General features: G+C 62.3%; 19 protein-coding genes and 1 tRNA gene. 11 read left to right on the forward strand and 9 right to left on the reverse strand.

What is annotated here, in order from left to right:
- Positions 1 to 8: 8 nt before the first annotated feature.
- A complete protein-coding gene (locus tag HCN50_RS20960) occupies positions 9 to 830 on the reverse strand; it encodes a class I SAM-dependent methyltransferase (protein WP_171711580.1) in 822 nt (273 codons plus the stop codon).
- Positions 831 to 1,365: 535 nt separating this feature from the next.
- Here HCN50_RS20960 and HCN50_RS20965 point away from each other — a divergent pair.
- On the forward strand, positions 1,366 to 1,710 hold the full coding sequence (locus tag HCN50_RS20965) for a hypothetical protein (RefSeq protein WP_171711581.1): 345 nt from the start codon (positions 1,366 to 1,368) through the stop codon (positions 1,708 to 1,710).
- A 24-nt stretch (positions 1,711 to 1,734) separates the two neighbouring features.
- Here HCN50_RS20965 and HCN50_RS34495 read toward each other — a convergent pair whose 3' ends face one another.
- The 5 genes from HCN50_RS34495 to HCN50_RS20990 all read right to left on the reverse strand — a co-directional run bounded on the left by HCN50_RS34495 (position 1,735) and on the right by HCN50_RS20990 (position 7,144).
- On the reverse strand, positions 1,735 to 4,083 hold the full coding sequence (locus HCN50_RS34495) for a glycoside hydrolase family 113 (RefSeq protein ID WP_171711582.1): 2,349 nt from the start codon (positions 4,081 to 4,083) through the stop codon (positions 1,735 to 1,737).
- 185 nt (positions 4,084 to 4,268) lie between these two features.
- Positions 4,269 to 4,883 carry a uracil-DNA glycosylase gene (locus HCN50_RS20975; RefSeq protein ID WP_171711583.1) on the reverse strand — a complete coding sequence of 205 codons (615 nt, stop codon included), beginning with the start codon at positions 4,881 to 4,883 and terminating at the stop codon, positions 4,269 to 4,271.
- A 74-nt stretch (positions 4,884 to 4,957) separates the two neighbouring features.
- The gene (locus tag HCN50_RS34500) at positions 4,958 to 5,785 is read right to left on the reverse strand and encodes a universal stress protein (RefSeq protein WP_171711584.1); all 828 of its coding nucleotides are present in this window, start codon (positions 5,783 to 5,785) and stop codon (positions 4,958 to 4,960) included.
- A 155-nt stretch (positions 5,786 to 5,940) separates the two neighbouring features.
- The gene (locus HCN50_RS20985) at positions 5,941 to 6,213 is read right to left on the reverse strand and encodes a DUF4167 domain-containing protein (protein ID WP_171711585.1); all 273 of its coding nucleotides are present in this window, start codon (positions 6,211 to 6,213) and stop codon (positions 5,941 to 5,943) included.
- A gap of 854 nt (positions 6,214 to 7,067) precedes the next feature.
- Positions 7,068 to 7,144 (reverse strand) — tRNA-Met (locus HCN50_RS20990).
- Positions 7,145 to 7,469: 325 nt separating this feature from the next.
- On the opposite strand from HCN50_RS20990, the gene HCN50_RS20995 reads away from it, so the two are divergent.
- The 3 genes from HCN50_RS20995 to HCN50_RS21005 all read left to right on the forward strand — a co-directional run bounded on the left by HCN50_RS20995 (position 7,470) and on the right by HCN50_RS21005 (position 11,110).
- Complete coding sequence (locus tag HCN50_RS20995) at positions 7,470 to 9,077, forward strand: GMC family oxidoreductase (protein ID WP_171711586.1); 1,608 nt, start codon at positions 7,470 to 7,472, stop codon at positions 9,075 to 9,077.
- Between the two features lie 250 nt (positions 9,078 to 9,327).
- Positions 9,328 to 10,110: an SDR family oxidoreductase gene (locus HCN50_RS21000; RefSeq protein WP_171711587.1), complete on the forward strand. Its 783-nt coding sequence runs from the start codon at positions 9,328 to 9,330 to the stop codon at positions 10,108 to 10,110.
- A 10-nt stretch (positions 10,111 to 10,120) separates the two neighbouring features.
- A complete protein-coding gene (locus HCN50_RS21005) occupies positions 10,121 to 11,110 on the forward strand; it encodes an NADPH:quinone reductase (protein ID WP_171711588.1) in 990 nt (329 codons plus the stop codon).
- Here HCN50_RS21005 and HCN50_RS21010 read toward each other — a convergent pair whose 3' ends face one another.
- The gene (locus HCN50_RS21010; RefSeq protein ID WP_171711589.1) at positions 11,111 to 11,524 is read right to left on the reverse strand and encodes a DUF3775 domain-containing protein; all 414 of its coding nucleotides are present in this window, start codon (positions 11,522 to 11,524) and stop codon (positions 11,111 to 11,113) included. It abuts the gene before it with no gap.
- A gap of 116 nt (positions 11,525 to 11,640) precedes the next feature.
- On the opposite strand from HCN50_RS21010, the gene HCN50_RS21015 reads away from it, so the two are divergent.
- From HCN50_RS21015 to HCN50_RS21035, 5 genes are all read left to right on the forward strand, one after another.
- Positions 11,641 to 12,489: an MBL fold metallo-hydrolase gene (locus tag HCN50_RS21015; protein ID WP_171711590.1), complete on the forward strand. Its 849-nt coding sequence runs from the start codon at positions 11,641 to 11,643 to the stop codon at positions 12,487 to 12,489.
- A 234-nt stretch (positions 12,490 to 12,723) separates the two neighbouring features.
- Positions 12,724 to 13,566 (forward strand): fumarylacetoacetate hydrolase family protein, encoded by an 843-nt coding sequence (locus HCN50_RS21020; RefSeq protein WP_171711591.1) that lies wholly within the window; start codon positions 12,724 to 12,726, stop codon positions 13,564 to 13,566.
- Positions 13,567 to 13,761: 195 nt separating this feature from the next.
- The gene (locus HCN50_RS21025) at positions 13,762 to 14,376 is read left to right on the forward strand and encodes a glutathione S-transferase family protein (protein WP_171711592.1); all 615 of its coding nucleotides are present in this window, start codon (positions 13,762 to 13,764) and stop codon (positions 14,374 to 14,376) included.
- Between the two features lie 21 nt (positions 14,377 to 14,397).
- Complete coding sequence (locus HCN50_RS21030) at positions 14,398 to 15,585, forward strand: serine hydrolase domain-containing protein (protein WP_171711593.1); 1,188 nt, start codon at positions 14,398 to 14,400, stop codon at positions 15,583 to 15,585.
- 27 nt (positions 15,586 to 15,612) lie between these two features.
- Positions 15,613 to 16,482 (forward strand): MBL fold metallo-hydrolase, encoded by an 870-nt coding sequence (locus HCN50_RS21035; protein ID WP_171711594.1) that lies wholly within the window; start codon positions 15,613 to 15,615, stop codon positions 16,480 to 16,482.
- Positions 16,483 to 16,573: 91 nt separating this feature from the next.
- On the opposite strand, the gene HCN50_RS21040 is transcribed toward HCN50_RS21035, so the two are convergent.
- Entirely contained in the window at positions 16,574 to 17,116 is a 543-nt protein-coding gene (locus HCN50_RS21040) for a methylated-DNA--[protein]-cysteine S-methyltransferase (RefSeq protein WP_171711595.1), read from the reverse strand.
- A gap of 185 nt (positions 17,117 to 17,301) precedes the next feature.
- Between HCN50_RS21040 and HCN50_RS21045 the strand changes: the two genes are divergently transcribed.
- Both HCN50_RS21045 and HCN50_RS21050 read left to right on the forward strand, forming a co-directional pair.
- Complete coding sequence (locus HCN50_RS21045) at positions 17,302 to 18,126, forward strand: alpha/beta fold hydrolase (protein WP_171711596.1); 825 nt, start codon at positions 17,302 to 17,304, stop codon at positions 18,124 to 18,126.
- A 5-nt stretch (positions 18,127 to 18,131) separates the two neighbouring features.
- On the forward strand, positions 18,132 to 18,950 hold the full coding sequence (locus tag HCN50_RS21050) for an alpha/beta fold hydrolase (RefSeq protein ID WP_171711597.1): 819 nt from the start codon (positions 18,132 to 18,134) through the stop codon (positions 18,948 to 18,950).
- Between the two features lie 16 nt (positions 18,951 to 18,966).
- Here the strand turns inward: HCN50_RS21050 and HCN50_RS21055 are convergent, their stop codons facing one another.
- The gene (locus tag HCN50_RS21055; protein ID WP_171711598.1) at positions 18,967 to 20,700 is read right to left on the reverse strand and encodes an adenylate/guanylate cyclase domain-containing protein; all 1,734 of its coding nucleotides are present in this window, start codon (positions 20,698 to 20,700) and stop codon (positions 18,967 to 18,969) included.
- Positions 20,701 to 20,821 lie beyond the last annotated feature (121 nt).

Raw genomic sequence — 20,821 nt, forward strand, 5'->3', positions numbered from 1 at the left:
GCCGAAACTCATTTCTGCCGGTTGTAGTATTCCGGCATGGCGTGCGGATCCATCGCCTGTTCGGATCGGCGGCCCAGAAAGAAGAAGCCGCTGGCGGCGTCTGCTGCGGCCCGGCCGCGGCCGAATGCGTCGAGATATCTGATCCAGAAGAACGGCAGCACGATCAGGCGCGACAGCTTGTTGCCCGCGCCGAGCGCGCGCGCGAAATAGCGGATCGACCATTCAAGCGCCACGCCGGCGCCACCGACCGGCCCGGCGCTGATCTCGGAAAATCGCCTGAACAACCAGCGGTGACCGCTCTGCGTGAACCGCGAGAAGTCATAGGCCCGCTCGTGCACTTGCTGCATGAACGGCGTCTCCGCATAGACCAAGCCTTCCAGCCGCAGCACTCGATGCAGCTCGGCCACGACAGTTGCAGGTTCCAGCACATGTTCCAGCACGGCCTGCACCCAGACGCCGTCGAACACGCCGTCTTCGAAGGGTAGGCGGTGGGCGTCGGCCACCAGCACGGTGTGTGGCGAGGCATAGACATCGGTGCCCACGAGCTCGATGGAGTCATCCCGGTAAAGTTCGTCTGCGCCTAAACCGATGGTCCCGCCTCCGACCACCAGCACGGCCGGCCGCTTCGATTCCCGCTTCAACAGATCGATAAATTTCAGGCTGTTGGCGACAGCGACCGGATTGCCCCCGAAGGTAAGTCGATGCAGCCGCGATCCAAGGGAACGGCGGCTGACGTCCCGCTGCAGTACCGAGCCGCTCTCGGCCTCGTACATCCTGCGTTCAAAAATGCTGACTGCGAAATCGATCAGCACCGGCTGGGCACCGGCCATCGGAAACCCGACCCTGCTATAGTCGCAGGCACGGTTCGAACAGGTTGGCTGTGACCATACGTTCCGCAACGGCGAGGAGCAGCGAGGACAGCGAAGACGCTTTTTCCAGTGCGCGGGTTCCGTTTTCGCTACCGAATGATCGACGGCAGAAAGCTGCAAAGAAGGACCTCGTATATCATCTCTTCTGCCCTGCCCGCTCCTGGTTAGCGATCGATGCTATTTCGAACACAGGGGCAGCGCAATGCGAAGGCGGGAACAATTCGGATCGCAATTTGGGTCTCGCAGGAAACAACGGCCAGCCCCACCGTGAAGGCACGCGAAAAGCAACGCACGAACCCGCTATCCTGTTTCGAATAAATTTTAGGATATCTCGAAATCCCGGCTCGCTTCGCGCGGCCGGCCGGCGTGAATATCGGCCGAAGAGCGTAACCCAGCATTCACGACGCAATGAAGGGGCATTTGACAATTCCTGATCTGGGGGAAAAGTTGATCCGTCGGCCGGCGTGCCATCTGATTGATCGAGGAGTTGCTTGGCATGTCAGCCCGCGAACCATCGCAGCGGCCAGACGCATCCGGTTCGCTTATCGTTTTCGTCCTCGATATCGACCGCAGGCCAACGCTTGCCTTTGAAGCCAGTGGCCCGGCCGAGGCGCAGGAAATCTGTCGCGACGCCGACCTGCAGGCCGATCTGGCTGCGTTCACTTCGGACGGCGTTCCGATCTGCGCACCAGATTCGACGCTCGGCCTGCGCGCAGCAACGCAAGCAGAGATCGCAGCGTTCCGGCATGCGGTGGAACGAGCTCCGGCGTCCGACCAGCCCACCATGACGTTCCTGATCAAGGTCGACGGCGTCGTGGTCGTGACCGTCGGTCCCGAATAGGTGTGAACCGGCGCAGCGGCGCCCTCAGATGAAGAGCAGATGATCTGGTGTCGGAAACGCAACGCCGGCAGGCATGGCGGACGCCTCATGACCGGCACTGATGACGACATCATGTCCGGCGAGATGACTGTGAAGATGCGCAGCGTCGGCAGCGATTGAGGATTCGATCTGGCTCACACCATGTCTGATCGACTCCGATGCCTTGAAATCATCTGTCATGCCGTGCCTGACCGTCTCGCTGAAGACAAACGTGTCGCGGCCTGTGCCGCTTAGGATATCGCTCGCATCCGTTGGAGTCAGTGTAACGCCTGCCGCTTCGACCCTCCCGACAGGTGAGCCATGATAGTGGAAGGCAAACCGGGCGGCAGCTTCACCGGAAGGCGACGCGAGCAAGCAAGGGAGATGATGCGCCGCATCGGGGCGGGGTTGTTCGGACGATTGAGCACTATCGACCGGCGAGCTGGAAATAAGGGCGCCGCCGGCAACCGCGAATGTATAGAGATCGGCGGAGCCGTCGGCGTGCCGGATGACCTGTCCGGTAATCTTGCCAGCGCCGTCTGTCGCCAGCACTTGGAGCGTACTGCCGGACCGGCCTGCAAGACTGGCGAAGAGGTCGCCGGCGTCGATCGCGCCGTCGGCGAACCGCAGGAATTCCAGATTTGCAAGATGATCGCTGCCGTCGCGGCCCGCGATCCGGTCATGCACCACGATCTGGCCATCGGCAATCGCAATGTCGTAGTCGCGGACGCTGCCGGTGAAAGTGGCGGTATCGATCCCGTCCCCGCCGTCAACAATATCGTCGCAGATGCCGCCGGTGATGACATCGTTGCCGGCGCCGCCATCGATCACATCGTTGTCCGTCGATGCGCCAAGGAACCAGTCCTGGTGGTTGGAGGCGTCGACATGAATATTGCGGACGTAAAGGTCGAACGTGCCGGGTGAACTGGCGTTGACGCTGTCGGCGGGCGTAACGGCAACGCCGTTGATCAGGAAATCCTTGATATGCAGCGCCCGCCCCGGCGTAGCGTTCGCCAGCGAAATATCGATGCTGGTGATCGCGTCGGGGTTTTCGAAGCTCACCGTGAAAGTCTGGTAACCCGAGGAATCCACCGCCGGCTTGAATTCCAGCAATCCGGATACCGGCTTGCCGTTGACCAGAATCTGGACCTGGGCGCCAATGCCTCCGACCACCGAACCATAGCCAATCAAGGTAACGGTCTTGACGGCCAATCTTCCGCCTGCGCCCGGCCCGCCAACGATAGTGTCGTCCCCGGCGCCACCGCAAATGACGTCATCGCCAAGCCCGGCGTTGATGTCGTCGTTGCCCCGGCCGAGATCAATGATGTCGGCGATCGCTGATCCTGATGCCGTAAGGTTGGGCACCGCCCCATCGCCGTGAAAATATTGCGAGACGACGGCTTCGGCCGGCTTTCCCATCACGGAATAGCCCGTGCTCGAATATTGATTGTTAAGGTCCCATTGCCAGAGCTCGGCGCCTTTCAGCCAGCTTCCGCCACGCGCGGACCACACCTGGAAGAACGCGTTGTAGGCATCCGCCTGCTCCATCACGTCGACCGTGCCGCTGCTCGTCCACGATCCCGGAGCGATGGCGGTGCCGTCGATGCTGCGATAGCCAACTTCCGTCATCAATAGCGGCTTGTCGTATCTTGTCGCCAGCGAATGGAGAAAGTCGACCGGCGATTTGTAGTCGAACGCCGCCGCGTAATAGGGGTTGAACGGCACCGAAGTCCAGGCGTTGACGAGATCCTGCACGGTTGGCGCGTTGCTGGCCGTCAATGGCGGATAGGTGTTGACGCCGATGGTGTCGAGCTGATCCCAGAAGCTGACATGCAGGGCCTCGTCGGTCGCTGCCGCATAGGTCAATTCGCCGAGATAGACCTGGCGGACCGCGGCAATGAGATCGGTCCAGTAGCCGCGATACTGCTCGCCGGACAGGCTGCTCATCTCATTGCCGATCGCGAACATCTCGACGCCCGCGGACTGCGCGATGGTGGCGAGATGCACGATCTCGACCTGGTAGGAGGTGAAGAAGGCCGCAACGTCCGTCGGCGCCAGGTTGGATATCCTGGTGCCGTTCAACGTCGAGAGCGCGGCCTTGAACAGCACCGAGAGGCCGGCGTCATGCGCTGCCCGAAATCCGACCAGCAGGCTGGCGTCGCTCTCGGTCTTGGTCGGTTCGGCAAAGACGGCATTGGAGGTCCCCGTCTGCGTCCAGATCCGCGCCGTCAGCTCGACCGAATTCGAACCGAGTGACGCAATTTTTTGCAATGCCTGTTTGGCCGACGCGCTCGAGAATTGTCCGTTCCATTCGGATAGGGCGCCAAAGCCCTGAACGTCAAATATACTTGCCACCTGTGCACCCTCGCCCTGTGCGACGGATAGCGCGAGGGATTAACGTTCAGCTTAAAATGCGTGGGACTTGTACGGGGTGCCAACGAATTTTTTCAGCGCTTGCGCTAACACTGCAGAGCAGTCACGAGTTCCAATTCAGGAACCGGACGCGGCGCTCAGCACTCGCCGAACTGCTCCCACGAAATTCACAACTCGCTAAACAGCTTTCGAACCCTCGGGAGATGCTGCCGGCTTTGAGTGCCATTTGAATACATTGCCGATGCTTTCCAGGCTCGGCGCAGGTCAGCAACCATCTTGCGCCAAGCGGCGCCGTCCGCCCCACCGAAGCGGCGGACGTAGGCCGGGTGAAAGGTGATTTGCAGGGGACGGCCGTCAAACTGGAGCTTTGCCTTGCGCGATGCTCCGATCGAACGCGACGCCCTGAACAGGCGAGCCGCCGTGCTGCCGAGCGCAACGACCACGCGCGGCTTTGAGCGCCGGATGTCAGTCAGTACCGCGGCACCGTAATGATCGATTTCCTCGATCGTTGGAGTCCGATTACGCAGCTTGGATTTTGTCGTGTATTCGATCGGCCGAAACGGAATCGCGTTGGCGAAGCGCAATTGCCTGAGGTCGATCCCAGCCTGCTCGAGCAGTTCGCGCAACGCGCAACCGGCCGGCCCGACAAAGGGCTTGCCCTGCTCAGCTTCCTCGGCGCCAGGTGCCTCGCCAACCAAGTATAGCCGCGGTCGCCGGAAGAGACCGTCAGGCGCGACCCGGCGCTGATCGAGACGCTTGCTGGCGGTGCTTGTCTCGGCCATCGGTGTCTACACCTGCCAAAACACGATCAAGGGCATCAGTGCCGTTCGACAGCACCGAGCCCTAACGTCGGACCTTAATGCGACATCAATACCGGAACGGTCATCGTGTCGAGAATGCCGCGCGTCACGCCGCCGAGGATGAACTCGCGTAGCCGCGAATGGCCGTAGCCGCCCATGACGATAAGGTCGGCCGACAGATCTGCCGCGTGCGACAGGATAACGTTTGTGACATCGGTACCATCGGCGGCAAGCGCCTTGGTGCTAGCGCTCAAGCCGTGGCGAGCCAAATGTCTACCAACGGCCGCCAGGGTTTCCTCGGCTTCCCGACGGCCATCACCTACGTTGATTACCTCGATCGATTTCGCGCGCTCCAGGATCGGCATGGAGTCCGCGAGCGCCCGCGCGGCGGTGCGGCTTCCGTCCCAGCAGACGACAATGAAGCCGAGCTTGATGCCCTCCGTTTGGATGCTGGGTACGACGATGACAGGCCGTCCGGATTCAAACATCGCTGCTTCAGCGTCAAGGCCCGTGGCGTTCGTCGTTTCAGGGTCGGTCTGTGCAACGATGGCAAGGTCGAACGTCCGCGCAATGTGGCCAAATGTCCTTGGGCTTCCTTCAATGCTGGTCTCGAGCATCTGCGCCTCGGCGGAAAGACCAGCCTTCGCCGCCGCCTGCTTGAATCTTCCGATGGCCTCGTTTGCCATCCTGGCGCTCTCTTCGCGCAGGGATTCGACGAAGTCGGCCGAAACGGCCTCCATGCCGGCGGCCAGAATCACCGGGGAATAGCACATCGCGACGCCGGCAATCTGGGCATCGAACATCCTCGCGACGGATATCGCATACGCGGTGGCAGGATCGCGCGAGTTACCGGTTGCTAAGTTGACGACAATATCCTTGATCACGGCCAGCCTCCTCGTGATAACCCGCCCTTTGTGGGACGAAGGGCTTGCGAGTTCATTCGCATAGAACGGCCGCTCACAATGAAAAAGTCCGCGCGACCGGCAATAGTTCCGAACGCACCGATGCCTATGCGGGACCTCGCGGCCTATACGCGGGCCTATGCCGCCCCTGGCGGCTTGTGCCTTAGCCGCTGCTGGGGCGAAATTGCCGGCTGTGGCGAATGCCGCCCGCTATGCGCCTCACCATGCATCGACCGCAAAAAGTGCTCGGCGTGCTGAAGATAATTTTCCGCTGCGATCAGATCGCCCTTCAGCGCTTCGGCGCGAGCCAGCTCTACGTAGCGCTCGTAATTCCTTTGTGCGTTCTGAGACTGCCTCGGGAGGCGGGTCCTGACGACGTTGCTTTTCCGTGACCGTGTTCTTCTCGCCATGTTGATAGCTGCATAATTGATCTTCCGCGCGCGAGCTCGAATTTGCCGCGCTATCGCCGACGGCGCGCTCTGGTCCGGGCTGCCTTTTTGGCTGCCGCAGAGCGCCCCGCCGCGCCTTTGGTCTTCGCGGCCTTACGAGCCGTCGCTGAGCGGGCCGAGGCGGAGCGACGCGACGCGGCGCTTCGTGCCTGCTTCGATAGAGCTGCACGCGACGCCGTGCCGCGTGGTTCACGCTTGAGGGCCTGCGATACAGCACGTGAAACGCGCGGCCGGCGTCGGGTTTTTCGCTTGCCCTGGCCCGCCTCATAGGCGTACTTGGCGCTTTTGCGGGTCCTTGCCTTGGCCTTGCCTTTTGCTGGCGGACGGAGCGGAACGCCCGCACGCCTTGCCTTGGACAGGCCGATTGCAATCGCCTGCTGTGGCGATCTCGCGCCATGTTGGCCGCGGCGGACCTTGCGAATCTCCTCATGCACAAACTCGCCCGCCTGTGTAGTCGGCGATTTGCCCGCGCGTTTGTCTCGCCTGGCTTTCTGCACTGTTCTTCGCTCTGGCATGATCGTCTCCAGTTGATAGTGCCTCGCGCCCCGCGCAACGGCTTCGCCAGTGGCCGTTCTCTCAAGACACTAACGTCCGACGACGGGAAATGGTCCCCGGTGCTTTGGCCAGACAGCCCGAGCGCCGGCTCGCTCCCTGCCGCCGAGAATTTCGCCGATATATTATGCCGATGTCATACAATGCACGCGGCGCTGTCCGGCGGCTTGGACACGATCTTGCGCGGATGGCCCGCCAGGCCCATGGAAAGTCCACCAAAACGAAAACTCCCGCAGCGCCAGCTACGGGAGTGTCAGTATCGTTGGTTGCGGGGGCAAGATTTGAACTTGCGACCTTCAGGTTATGAGCCTGACGAGCTACCGGGCTGCTCCACCCCGCGATAAACCGTTGCGCTGCCTTCGAAAAAACCGGACCCGACGTGAAAGCCGGCCAACGTATGTCGCGCCGACCGATCCCGTCCGGAGGCTTCCTGAGAAGGCGACCCGGGCAAGGCCATCGGGCGCGAGGGGTATGTATCAACGTCCCCCTGCTTTGGAAAGGGGCAAAGATCGGCTTTTGCAGATTTTATGACAGTAAAAACGGGGGTTTGAAGCGCCAAATCCGTCACCTGGAACCGCCCTTGCCATAAACGCCGCAAAAGCGGAGTTTTGCGCCCCAAAGCGCCGCCAGAGGGCGCAGCAGAACATAAAAGCCGGGGGATGCGCGTGACCGATAGGTTCGATTTCGTGGTGGTGGGCGGCGGCTCCGGCGGCTGCACGGTGGCGGGACGGCTGTCGGAAGATCCGAAGACGTCGGTGGCGCTATTGGATGCCGGCGGCCGAAACGACAATTGGGTGGTCACGACCCCGTTCGCGCTCGTGCTGATGGTTGCAGGCAAAGTCAACAACTGGGCCTTCAACACCGTGCCGCAGAAGGGCCTCAACGGCCGCATCGGCTACCAGCCGCGCGGCAAGGGACTCGGCGGCTCTTCCGCAATCAATGCGATGGTCTATATCCGCGGCCACCGCTCCGACTACGATCGATGGGCCTCGCTCGGCAATACCGGCTGGTCGTTCGTCGACGTGCTGCCCTATTTCAAGCGCGCCGAAGACAATGCCGATTTCGACGGCGAATATCACGGCAAGGGCGGCCCGCTCGCCGTCAACAAGTCGCGCACCGGCAGCCCTGTGCAGCAGATCTTCCTGCAGGCCGCGCAGGAAGCGCAATTCCGCCTGCGCGAGGATTTCAATGCCGACGAGCACGAAGGCCTCGGCATCTATCAACTGACGCAGCGGAACGGCGAGCGCTGCAGCGCCGCGCGCGCCTATATCCACCCGCATATGGACAAGCGCGCCAACCTGCGCGTCGAGACGCACGCCCACGCCACCCGCATCCTGTTCGAAAGCAAGCGCGCGGTCGGCGTCGAGTACCGGCAAGGCAAGGAGCTCAAACAAATTCGCGTGCGGCGCGAGGTGATCCTCTCGGCCGGCGCGTTCCAGACCCCGCATCTGCTGATGCTGTCAGGCGTTGGCGACAGTGCCGAGCTTGGCAAGCACGGCATCGCCACCGTGCATCATCTGCCCGGAGTCGGTCAGAATCTGCAGGACCACCCGGATTTCGTATTCGGCTACATGTCCGACAATCCACACTTCAACGGCCTTTCGCTTAAGGCGCTACCGCGACTGCTACGGGCGATGCGCCAGTATCGCCGCGAGCGCACCGGGCCGATGACGTCGAACTTCGCGGAATGCGGCGGCTTCCTGAAAACCCGGCCCGACCTCGCGATTCCCGATATCCAGCTTCATTTCGGCATGGCGCTGGCCGACGACCATGGCCGCAAGCGCCACCGCGGCACCGGTTTTAGCTGCCACGTCTGCCTGCTGCGACCGAAAAGCCGCGGCAGCGTCTCGCTGCTCGGTGCCGATCCGTTTGCGCCGCCCCTGATCGATCCGAATTTCTTCGGCGAGTCGGAAGATCTCGAAACTATGGTCGCCGGTTTCAAGACCACGCGGCGGCTGATGGAGACGCCGGCGCTGCGCGCGTTGCAAAAGAAGGAGATGTTCACGGAAGGCGTGCATAGCGATGACGACATCCGCAATCTCCTGCGCGCCCGTGTCGACACGGTCTATCACCCGGTCGGCACCGCCAAGATGGGCGTCAACGATCCGCTCGCGGTGGTCGATCCGAAGCTGAAAATGTACGGCGTCGAGGGATTGCGCGTGGTCGATGCTTCGATCATGCCGACGCTGATCGGCGGCAACACCAACGCGCCGACGATCATGATCGGGGAAAAGGCCGCGGACATGATAAGGGCGGAGATGCGGGTGAATTGATTTGCGTTGTAGCGCCCCGCTGGTCATGCGCGGGCCTGACCCGCGCATCCATCATTTGTTCAAAAGAGCTCTTCTGTTGCGATGGATTGCCGGGTCAAGCCTGGCAATGACACCGAGGGAATACACAGATTTCCGGGATCGCAATATGCGTTATCGGCGGGACTCAGCGCCTTATCAGCAGCGTCCGACTTGGCTAGAGTAGCCGCATCCGACTACAACAACATCATTCTGATACAACGGGAGAACAACAGTGGATCTTGGGATCAAAGGCCGCCGTGCCATCGTCTGCGCATCGAGCAAGGGCCTGGGCCGCGCCTGCGCGATCGCGCTGGCCAATGAAGGCGTGCATGTCACGCTGACCGCACGTGGCGCCGAGGCGCTGAAAAAGACCGCCGACGAAATCCGCAAAGCCAATCCCGGCGTCACCGTGACCGAGATTGTCGGCGACATCACGACGCCTGCCGGCCGCGAAGCCGTTCTGAAGGCCTGCCCCGAACCCGACATCCTGATCAACAACGCCGGCGGCCCGCCGCCCGGCGATTTCCGCAACTGGACCCGCGACGACTGGATCAAGGCGATCGACGCCAACATGCTGGCGCCGATCGAACTGATCAAGGCGACGGTGGACGGCATGATGGCGCGGAAATTCGGCCGCATCGTCAACATCACCTCGGCCGCGGTGAAGGCGCCGATCGACATATTGGGGCTTTCCAACGGCGCGCGCGCCGGCCTCACCGGCTTCATCGCGGGATTGTCGCGCAAGACCGTCATCAACAACGTCACCATCAATGCGCTGCTGCCGGGACCGTTCGATACCGACCGCCTGCGCGGCGTGGGAAAAGCCGAAGCCGAGAAGCGCGGTATTACCGCGGACCAGGTGTTTGCCGAGCGCGCCAAGCAGAATCCAGCCGGGCGGTTCGGCGATCCGGACGAGTTCGGCTATGCCTGCGCCTTCCTGTGCGGCGCCAAGGCCGGATTCATTACCGGGCAGAACATCCTGCTCGACGGCGGCGCATTCCCGGGCACGCTCTAAGGGGTGCTGGATGAAAGCGGTCTGGTACGAGCGAACAGGGCCAGCGCGCGAGGTGCTGGCTTATGGCGAGATGCCGACACCTTTGGCGGGCCCGGGCGAAGTCCGGGTGCGGCTGGAGGCGTCCGGCGTCAACCCGGCCGATGTCGGCCGCCGCGGCGGCGGCTACCGACCGATGGAATATCCGCGCGTCATTCCGAACAGCGATGGCGCCGGCATCATCGATCAGGTCGGCGACGGGGTCACGCGGCTCACGATCGGCCAGCGGATCTGGCTGTTCAACGGCCAGCGCAACGGCCGCGCCTTCGGTACCGCTGCCGAATATATCGCGCTCGCCGAACATCTGGTGACGCCGCTGCCGGATAATCTGTCCTTTGCCGAAGGCGCCACACTCGGCATTCCCGCAATGACAGCATGGTGCTGTCTCTGTTGCGACGGACCGATCGTTGGGCAGACCGTGCTCGTCACCGGCGGGGCCGGCGCGGTTGGGCACTATGCCGTGCAGCTTGCTAAGTGGGGCGGTGCGCGGGTGATCGCGACCGTCAGCTCAGCCGCGAAGGCCGAACAGGCGCGGCTTGCCGGCGCCGATCTCGTCGTCAATTACAAAACCGATGACGTTGTCGCGAAGGCGATGGCCTTCACTGGACAGCGCGGCGTCGACCGTGTCGTCGATGTCGATTTTGGCGGCAACATCGCGACCACACTGAAACTGATGGGCACCAATTCGACGATTGCGGTCTATGCCACCAACGGCAACCGCACGCCTGTGGTGCCGATGCGCGAATTGATGGAGAAATGCATCGCGTTGCGCACGCTCGTGCTGTTCGCGCTGCCGCCGCCACTATTGGCGGCGGCACAAGCGGACATCACGAAGTGGCTGGCGGCGGGCCCGCGGATTCACAATATCGCCGCGCAATTCGCGCTGTCCGACACCGCGCAGGCGCATCTGGCGGTGGAGAAAGGCGACAAGCTCGGCACCGTCATCGTGGACTGCGCCCGATAGTCACTGGATTGGCGTGGTCCGCCCCTCGGTCCAGGTGAGACCGAACTCGTCGAGACCTTCGGCGAGAAGATCGCCAAGCATCGGCTCGCCCAAAAGATAGCGCGCCGTGGGGCCACGCCGCCCTTCCGCGGCCTGCCGCCGCAAATCTCTCCATTCCTCGATGGTCCCATCGCCGCGGCCGAGCCGCATCAGCGCGACAAGGTCGACCTGCTCGTCCTCGCTCAACGCCTCGATGAAGCCGGCGATCTCGCGCGCGACAGGGTCGCAGCCGTCGTCCTCGAGCACGTCGATCATGTCGTCATCGGTGGGGTTGGATCCGGAGTCCGGATCAGACATGGCCTCCTTGACATCGAACTGCCGCGCCTTCTCGATGAGGAAGCCGACTTTTTCAGGCGAAATCGTGAGCTGTGGCATCGCATGTTCCTTCATACGGGCTATGCGATAACGCCGAACGCGGACAGATGATCCATTGCACCGGAACATGGAAACCCGCATCCTTGAGCGATCAGAAACGAGAAGGAAACGCCGGGATGCACTGGACCGTGGGCAGGGTCAAAATCACAGAGGTCGTCGAGCTGGAGACGGTCGGCAGCACCCGCTTCATTCTGCCACTCGCAACCAATGAAGAAATCCGGAAACTGCCGTGGCTCATTCCGCATTTTGCGACCGAGGAAGGCCGGCTGAAAATGTCGATCCACTCGCTTGTGGTGGAAACGCCCTCACGCCGGGTCATCGTTGATACCGGCTTGGGCAACGACAAGCAGGGCCGTAACGTTCCGGCCTGGAACAATCGCAAGGACCCGTTCCTCGACAGGCTGACGGCGGCGGGCTTCCCGCCTGAGAGCATCGACACTGTGCTGTGCACGCATCTGCACGTCGACCATGTCGGGTGGAACACGAAACTCGTCGACGGCAAATGGGTGCCGACCTTCACCAATGCGCGATACGTGTTCGGCAAAAGCGAATATGAGCACTGGCGCGACCATAGCGATGCGCCGGACAAGCGTGCCGTGTTCGATGATTCCGTGCAGCCGATCGCTGCGGCCGGCAAGGCCGATCTGGTCGCCGGCGACGCCAGGCTGACGGATGAAATCACCCTGATCCCGACGCCCGGTCACAGCCCCGGTCATATGAGCATCCATATCAGGTCCGACGGCGAGGAGGCCCTGCTGACCGGCGACGTCGCCCACCATCCCTGCCAGATGGCCCATCTCGATTGGTCGTCGACCGCAGATTCCGATGTAAGGCAATCGGCCGAAACCCGACGCGAACTGTTCTCGCGCTTTGCCGACACGCCGACGCTGGTGATCGGCGGGCATTTCAATGCCGGCCATATCAGGCGTGATGGCGAGGCTTTCAGGTTCATTGCGTTGGGGTGATATTTGGGGAAGGTCGCTCTCACTCCTCATGGCGAGGAGGCGCTCAAACGCCGTCTCGAACGATGAGGCCCGGGGGCCATCCTTCGAGACCCCGCTCGGTGGGCTCCTCAGGGATGAGGGGGTGGTATGTGGCGGAGCCGGGCAGTCCGCAGTTGAATTTCCGGCCCCGCTGTTCCATGAAGCGTGCCGAGGTATACCACCGATAAGCCTGATAACCCCGCAGGGAGTGACAAAATGAAGCTTGTTCGTTACGGCGCCAAGGGTGCGGAAAAGCCCGGCCTGATCGATAAATCCGGCCAGTTGCGCGATCTTTCGGCGCACGTGAGGGACCTCGATGGCGAGGCCTATTCGCCGGCGTCGCTGGCCAAACTCGCCGGCCTGGATACCTCCAAGCTTCCCGCCGTCGACGGCAAGCCGCGCTTCGGCGCGCCGGTCACCGGCATCTCGAAATTTGTCGCGATCGGCCTGAACTATAGCGACCACGCCAAGGAGACGGGATCGCCGATCCCAACCGAACCGATCTTCTTCCTGAAAGCCAACACCGCACTCTCTGGCCCGAACGATGCGGTCGAGAAGCCGCGCGGCTCGACCAAGCTCGACTGGGAAGTCGAAATCGCTGCCATCATCGGCACCCGCGCCAAATATGTCTCAGAGGCCGATGCGCTCAACCACGTCGCCGGTTACTGCATCTGCAACGATGTTTCCGAGCGCAACTTTCAGATCGAGCGGCTCGGTCAGTGGACCAAAGGCAAATCGCACGACACGTTCGGCCCCGTGGGCCCGTGGCTGGTCACCAAGGACGAAATCCCCGACGTGCAGAAGCTGTCGATGTGGCTCGACGTCAACGGCAAGCGTTGCCAGACTGGCAACACCTCGACCATGATCTTCTCGATGGCGAAGTGCATTTCCTATGTCTCGCAGTTCATGACGCTGTTGCCCGGCGACATCGTCACCACCGGCACCCCGCCCGGCGTCGGCCTCGGCATGAAGCCGCCGACATTCCTCAATGTTGGCGACGTCGTTACGCTTGGCATCGAGAGGCTCGGCGAGCAGCGCCAGGAAATCATCGAGGCGTAGACGTCATACCTCGCCACCAGGTCTCGCCTTCGGCGAGCCCGGTGACAGGCTCCTACGGGGTATCCAGTACACCGCGGCCATCGTGAGAATATCGAACCACCGCGGCGTACTGGATCATCCGCCTTCGCGGATGATGACATCGAGTGGTCGTCACGACCGGGCAAAAAGAAGAAACTTTCGAAGGGAATTCCCAGCATGAAACTCACCTTCTCTCCCGCCTCGCCGTTCGCCCGGAAGGTTCGCATCGCCGCGATCGAGACCGGCCTGATCGACAAGATAGAGCTCACGCCCGCGACCGTCGCACCGGCTCAACCGAACGAGGAATATTCCAAGATCACCCCGCTGAAAAAACTGCCGGTGCTGATCCTCGATGATGGCGAAGTCATTCTCGATTCCTACGTCATCGTCGAGTATCTCGACGAACTCGCCGGCGGTGGAAAACTGATCCCGACCTCCGGTCCCGAGCGCTGGAAGGTCAAGAGCGACCATTCGCTGCTTCAGGGCATGCTCGATTCCATGCTGCTGTGCCGGTACGAAGGCATGGTGCGGCCAGAGCCGCTGCGCTGGAAGGCGTGGTCGGACGATCACTGGGGCCGGGCGTGGGCCGGCATGGCGCGGTTCGAGAACAAGCCCGAGGTCTTGTCAGGACCTTTCAATATCGTGCAGATCGGCCTCGTCTGCGTGCTCGGATATGCCGATTTCCGCTTTGCCGATTGCGGCTGGCGCAAGGCCTTTCCAAAACTCGAGGCCTTCCATCAGAAGATGATGGAGCGGCCCTCGGTGAAAATCTCGGCGCCGCCGCCGGCGTAACATCTGGAAGGAGATAGCGGCATGCGCGAGGGTGGCAGACGATTGCGGCGCCTCGGCTTCGCCGCCGTGTTCGCGCTCGCGGCGTCCGCTGCGACGGCGCAGACTCATCAATTCTCGACCGACCAACGCAATCTCGCCTGCGGAAGCCCCAGCGCCATCGGCGATGGCTGGGCCACGGCGACGCCGGAAAGCGCCGGTCTCGACGGTGGGCGCCTGTGCGGCATCGCCGCGCGGCTGACGGCCAGCAACGCCAATGTTCATGCGGTGGTCATCGCCCGCCGCGGCATGCTCGTGTTCGAACAGTATTTTCCGGGCTACGACGAGCCTTGGGGAATGGGCAGCGGACTGCATGATTTCGATGCGGTCACCAAGCACGATATGCGCTCGGTTTCGAAGAGCGTGGTCTCGCTGCTGGTGGGCATCGCGATCGATCGCGAACTGATCAAGAGCGCCGACGAACCTATCGTCAAATTCTTTCCGGATTATTCGGCAGTGAAATCGCCGGGCTGGGACAGCATCACGCTGCGCCATCTCTTGACCATGTCGTCCGGCATGCAGTGGGACGAGAACCGCGCCTGGAAGGACCCGCAAAACGACGAGCCGCATCTTGGCAGCGAGGCCGATCCGTATCGCTATGTCTTGTCGAAGCCGGTCGCTGCGCCGCCGGACACGGTATGGACCTACAATGGCGGCGGAACGGACCTGCTCGGCAATATTCTCGAACGGGTATCGGGCAAATCGCTGGACGCGTTTGCGCGCGAGGCGCTGTTTACCCCGCTCGGCATTTCCGACTGGGAATGGATGAAGTATCACAATGAGCACATCGCCTCGGCTGTGGGCCTTCGTCTTCGCCCGCGCGACGCTGCTAAGATCGGCCAGCTTGTGCTCAACAAGGGCGCGTGGGCCGACCGGCAGGTCGTGTCGGCGAAATGGATCGAGCAATCGATCACGCCGCGCTTTCAGGCAATCGGCTATTTCGGCGGGCTGTTCTACTACGGACAGCAATGGTGGATGGGCCGCACGCTGTCCGCCGACAAGGAGGTGAAATGGATCGCGGCGATGGGCCTGGGCGGCCAGCGCCTCTTCATCGTTCCGGATCTCGATCTCGTGGTGATGACCACGTCAGGGCTCTATGGCAGCTCGCGGCAGGGAAATGCCGCGCTCGAAATCCTTGCCAATTTCGTCATTCCTGCCGTCCGCGACAAATAACGCGCGTCAATCCAGCCGAGAGAACACATGAACCTCAAATTCACCGTCGGCGACTTCACCATTCACCGCATCATCGAGCAGGAAACCACTTTCCTGCCGGCGCTCGAGATGCTGCCCGGCCTGACGCCGGAAGTTCTCGCGGAGAACCGCGCCTGGATGCAGAAGGCCGGCGCGCTCGACGACAAGGATGTACTGATCCTGTGTTTCCAGTCCTATGTGGTGAGGACGCCGCACCACACCATCCTGATCGACAGCTGCATCGGCAACGACAAGCCGCGGCCGCAACGGCCGAAATGGAACATGAAGACCGATGATACCTATCTGCGCGGCCTCGCCGCCGCCGGTTTTTCCGTTGACGACATCGACTATGTCATGTGCACGCATCTGCATGTCGATCATGTCGGCTGGAACACGCGGCTTGATAATGGCCGCTGGGTGCCGACCTTCCCGAAGGCGCGTTACATCTTCGACAAGACCGAATTCGACTACTGGACCGAGACGCATGCGAAAACGCCCGTGCCGCCATTTGGCGACAGCGTGCTGCCAGTAGTCGAAGCCAAGCAGGCGGAAATCGTCCGCGGCGATTATCAGATCGGCGACCACATGCGCATCCTGCCGACGCCAGGACACACGCCCGGCCATGCCGCCTTCACCTTCGGCCGGGCAAAGGATGACGCCGTATTCTCGGGCGACCTGATGCATTCACCGCTGCAGACGCACTATCCGGAATTGTCGATGAAGTTCGACGTCGATCAGACGCAGGCGGCGAAGACGCGGCGCGGCTTCCTGGAACGCTACTGCGACACCGATACGCTGTGCTGCACCGCCCATTTCCCCTCGCCTTCGGTCGCGAAGATCCGGCGCAAGGGCAGCGGATTTACCTGCGAGGCGATATGAGTTTGAAGCCGACCTCCCCCGCAAGCGGGAGAGGTAATGTACGTCTACGGCCAGTCCGATCTAACCCAAAATCGCCAAGCTCTAAAGGCTATCAGTCGAACAGGCTCGGCGTGTGGTTCACCGCCGCGCCTTCGATTGCCAGCATCTTCAGCTTCGTCACCACGCCGCCATTGGCGGAGAACCCGCCGGGCTTGTTGCCTGCTGCCAGCACGCGGTGGCACGGCACCACGATCGGACAGGGGTTGCGGCCCAACGCCTGGCCGACGTCGCGCGACAATTCGACGCCGCCAAGCTTCTTGGCGATATCGCCATAAGTCATGGTCTTGCCCGGCGGAATGGTGCGCGCAATGTCGTAAACGCCGCGGTTGAATTCGGGAACCCCGTCGAGATCGAGCACGACATCGGCAAGATCGTTCGGTTTGCCTTCGAGCAGCTCGACCATGCCGTCGATCGCCGCCTGCACGTTCGCCGGCGGCTCTGCCTCGATCAGGTCGCCATGGCGCTGCTGCAGGCGGGTGCGGGTCTTCTTCTCGTCGCCCATCGGCAACTGCACCGAGGTGATCCCGCGCTCGCCCCAGACGATGCCGCAGCGGCCGATCGCGGTGTCGAATATCGCAAAATGGTGCCCGGTCATGGCTGGCTCCATAGTCTCCTGTTCAATGCCACCCAGCTTCCTCTCGAGCCCAAATCTAGGCTTGGAGATTATTGCTATCCACCCGAATTCTGGGGAAACTTGACGGCATGAACAACTTCCGCTGATCTGGCCCTCCCGCCGATACCTGCAACGGGCCGAGCCCTTTTTCATCCTCACGAGACTGCATGCAGACCCTTCACGTCAACGGCTATGACATGGCCTATCTCGATGTCGGCCGCAGCGCCGGGAATGGCCCGTCGCTGGTCTGCGTGCATGGTTCGCTGTGCGATTTCCGGATCTGGTCGTCGGTGCTCGGACCGCTGACGCGCCGGCACCGGGTGATCGCGCCATCGCTGCGGCATTCCTTCCCGGAGCATTGGGACGGCGTGGGCGATACCTATTCGATCGCCCAGCACGTCGATGACGTGATCGGCTTCATTGAGAAGCTGGATACAAAGCCGATCGACCTGATGGGCCATTCCCGCGGCGGGCATATCTGCTTCCGAGTCGCGCAGCGCCGGCCTGACCTCGTGCGCAAGCTGATCCTGGCTGAACCCGGCGGCGAGCTCGACGCCACGCTCGATCCCGTCTACAAGCCCGGCCCCTCACCCTTGGCTGGCATGATTGCGGCCTCCGCCGAGGAGATCGCCAAGGGCGATATCGATGGCGGCCTGCAGATTTTCCTGGATGCGCTGGAAGGCCGCGGCGCCTGGAAGCGCCTGCCGGCGGCACCCAAACAATTGCTGCGCGACAATGCCACCACGCTGATCGGCCAGATGCGCGACCAGCGCCCGCCGTTCTCCAAGGCGGATGCGGAAGCGATCAGGACGCCGACATTGTTCATCGGCGGCGCAAACACCAAAGGCACGCTGCCAAAGGTGCTCAATGCCCTCGCCGCCAACGTCAGGGTAGCGCGCACCGCGATGATCCCCGGCACCACGCATCCGATGTTCGAACAGGCGCCGCAGCTATATTGCCAGATCGTGCTCGCCTATCTCGCAGAGGATTGATCGCCATGCAGATGTTCAGCGTTAACGGCTACGACATGGCCTATCTCGACCTCGGCCAAGCCAACGGCCCGCCGCTGGTTCTGGTCCATGGCACGCTGGGTGATTTCCGCACCTTTAATGCGGTGCTCGGACCGCTGTCGAAACGACATCGCGTGATCTCGCTGAGCCTGCGGCGATTCTTTCCGGAGCACTGGGACGGCATCGGCAATGACTATCTGATGGCGCAGCACGTTGCCGACGTCATTGGCTTCATCGAAACGCTCAGTGCCGGGCCGGTCGATCTGGTCGGCCATTCCCGCGGCGGCCATATTGGATTCCGCGTGGCGCAGGCGCGCCCCGAGTTGCTGCGCAAGCTGGTGCTTGCCGAACCGGGCGGTGATCTCGAACCCGCGCTGCAGCCCACCAGTGCGCCTCCCGGCCCCGTACCGCTGGGCCCGCGCATCCCTATCGCGGCCGCGATGGTGCGAAACGGCGACATCGACGGCGCACTTGCCCTGTTCGTCGACGGGATCGACGGCGAAGGTGTGTGGGCAAGGTGGCCCGCCCCGGCGCGCCAGCAATTGCGCGACAACATTTATACGCTGCTCGGCCAGGTCGGCGAGAACCGCAAGCCGTTCTTGAAGAGCGAAGCTCAGTCGATCAGAACACCGACGCTGTTGATCGGCGGCGGCGATACCAGGGGCGCGCTGGCGGTGATCTGGCGCGTGCTGGCCGAACATATTCCGGGCGCACGAACGGCGGTCATCCCCGGCGCGCGCCACTGGATGTTCGAACAGGCGCCGCAGGAGTTTTCCGATGTCGTGCTGGAATTTCTGGCGGCGTAGATGCGCCGCCGACTTCTTATTTTTGGTCCATCCGCCACGCACCGTCCCAATCGGCGGCCGGCGGGTTGACCTGAAAATTCTCGACACGCCGAGCCAGCGCCTTGGCCGGTCCGTCGTTCGGAACCGCTTCGAGCGCCGCATGAAAGGCCCGCCGCGCGTCGTCCCAGCGGCGCTCCCGATAGGCGGCGAGCCCTTCGGCATATCGCTCCCGCAACGCCAATTGGCTCTCGGTGAGCTCGCCCTTACGCCCCAGGATATCGAACACCGTCTGGGGAAGCGTCTGGCCGACAACCACTAGCCGATCGATCTCGCGGGATTCTACCGCGTCGCCGGCTGCCGTGATCGCCGGCTCCGAAACCAGCGCATGGCTGCCATAGATCTTGTTGGCGTTCTCCAGCCGCGACGCCAGATTCACCGCATCACCCATGACTGTGTAACTCATCATGAATTCCGAGCCGATGCTGCCGACCAGCACTTCGCCAGTGGCGACCCCAATGCGAACATCGCAGTCGCTCGGCACGGTGCGGATGCCGAGCAGTTCAGGCAGCTCCTTGCGCAGCGCCGTACCGCGATCGGCCATCTCGACGGCAGCGAGGCAGGCCAGGCGTGCCTGCTCGCCATGCTCGGTAAAGGGAGGCCCCCAATAGGCCATGATCGCGTCGCCGATATATTTGTCGATGATGCCGCGATGGCTGCGGATCGGTCCCGACATCGTCGATAGATAGTGGTTCATCACCTTGACGAGGCCTTGCGGCGTCATGCCCTCGCTGAGGCTGGTAAAGCCCTGCATGTCGCAGAACAGCACGGTCATCACCCGCCGCTCGCCGGCGCCGGTAGTCAGCGACCGCTGGTCGATCAATCCTTCCACGACGCGCGGATCGACGTAGCGGCCGAAAGTCTCGCGCAAGCGCTCCTTGAGGCGCAACTGCTCGACCATGTTGTTGAAGGCGGCCGTGAGCTGACCGATTTCGTCCCGCGTGGTGACGTCGATTGATCCCTCTAGCCGGCCGGCTTCGACCGCGCGGGTGCCCTCCAATAGCCGGCGGACCGGCCGGATGATGCCGCTGCTGACAAAGACCGCGAACGTCAGCCCGAGGATCGCCGCCAACGCAGTTACGATTGCGGAGATGGCAATCGCGCGCTGCTGATCCCGCATCGTCAGCGCGGCATCGCTGCGAACCTGCGCCATCATGTCCTGACGGATTTCCTCGATCTTGCGATTGAATTCGTCGCGGAGCGCGTCGGCTCGAACGAGGCTGGCCCGGACTTCCGGCATATTGCCGGCATCGAGCTGCGGCCACATCCGCTTGTTCTCTTCGTCCAGGTAACGGCGAAGGTCGCTCGTTACGGTTTCGATTCGATTGTCGATCCGTCCGAGCTTGGCGTCGTCGGATACTGTGGTCGGGTCATTGATGATCGCATTGATGAGAACGCGTGCAGCTTGTGCCTCCTGGTCAATCTCCCGGCCTTTCGCCTCGTAGAGTATCTGTTGATCCGCAAAGGCAGCCTTGTCCGACGGCGTCTGCATCCGGGCGATCACCATGCGACGAACCACCACGGCCTGCTCCAGCGAACGGACGTTCATCCGCGCCAGATGTCCATAAGCCTCGACATATTTCGTCGTCAGCTCATCGAGCTGATGGGCGATCCTTTTCGTCATCACGGTCGACAGCACCGAGGTAATTGCCATCAGGACGATCAGTCCCAAAGCGATGCCCAGAATTCTTCTTCGTATGGTCGGCCGCAGCATGGATCGGCGTTCTGACGTGATAGGCAAAGGGTGAAAGGCAAGAACGGACAGGGCAACAAAAATGCCCGGCCGATCAATTTCGGCCAGGCCCATTCTTTAGCGCGCGCCGCTGAATTAAGCA

The sequence above is a fragment of the Bradyrhizobium archetypum genome (assembly GCF_013114835.1).
Classification (GTDB): Bacteria; Pseudomonadota; Alphaproteobacteria; order Rhizobiales; family Xanthobacteraceae; genus Bradyrhizobium; species Bradyrhizobium archetypum.

Bases quoted from the DNA above. Each gene is read 5' to 3' on its own strand.
- HCN50_RS21035 (WP_171711594.1), top strand. From the start codon at position 15,613: ATGAACCTCAAATTCACCGTCGGCGACTTCACCATTCACCGCATCATC.
- HCN50_RS20985 (WP_171711585.1), bottom strand. From the start codon at position 6,213: ATGGCGAGAAGAACACGGTCACGGAAAAGCAACGTCGTCAGGACCCGC.
- HCN50_RS21025 (WP_171711592.1), top strand. From the start codon at position 13,762: ATGAAACTCACCTTCTCTCCCGCCTCGCCGTTCGCCCGGAAGGTTCGC.
- HCN50_RS21045 (WP_171711596.1), top strand. From the start codon at position 17,302: ATGCAGACCCTTCACGTCAACGGCTATGACATGGCCTATCTCGATGTC.
- HCN50_RS21015 (WP_171711590.1), top strand. From the start codon at position 11,641: ATGCACTGGACCGTGGGCAGGGTCAAAATCACAGAGGTCGTCGAGCTG.
- HCN50_RS21020 (WP_171711591.1), top strand. From the start codon at position 12,724: ATGAAGCTTGTTCGTTACGGCGCCAAGGGTGCGGAAAAGCCCGGCCTG.
- HCN50_RS21050 (WP_171711597.1), top strand. From the start codon at position 18,132: ATGCAGATGTTCAGCGTTAACGGCTACGACATGGCCTATCTCGACCTC.
- HCN50_RS21030 (WP_171711593.1), top strand. From the start codon at position 14,398: ATGCGCGAGGGTGGCAGACGATTGCGGCGCCTCGGCTTCGCCGCCGTG.
- HCN50_RS21055 (WP_171711598.1), bottom strand. From the start codon at position 20,700: ATGCTGCGGCCGACCATACGAAGAAGAATTCTGGGCATCGCTTTGGGA.
- HCN50_RS20960 (WP_171711580.1), bottom strand. From the start codon at position 830: ATGGCCGGTGCCCAGCCGGTGCTGATCGATTTCGCAGTCAGCATTTTT.
- HCN50_RS21010 (WP_171711589.1), bottom strand. From the start codon at position 11,524: ATGCCACAGCTCACGATTTCGCCTGAAAAAGTCGGCTTCCTCATCGAG.
- HCN50_RS20965 (WP_171711581.1), top strand. From the start codon at position 1,366: ATGTCAGCCCGCGAACCATCGCAGCGGCCAGACGCATCCGGTTCGCTT.
- HCN50_RS20975 (WP_171711583.1), bottom strand. From the start codon at position 4,883: ATGGCCGAGACAAGCACCGCCAGCAAGCGTCTCGATCAGCGCCGGGTC.
- HCN50_RS21005 (WP_171711588.1), top strand. From the start codon at position 10,121: ATGAAAGCGGTCTGGTACGAGCGAACAGGGCCAGCGCGCGAGGTGCTG.
- HCN50_RS21040 (WP_171711595.1), bottom strand. From the start codon at position 17,116: ATGACCGGGCACCATTTTGCGATATTCGACACCGCGATCGGCCGCTGC.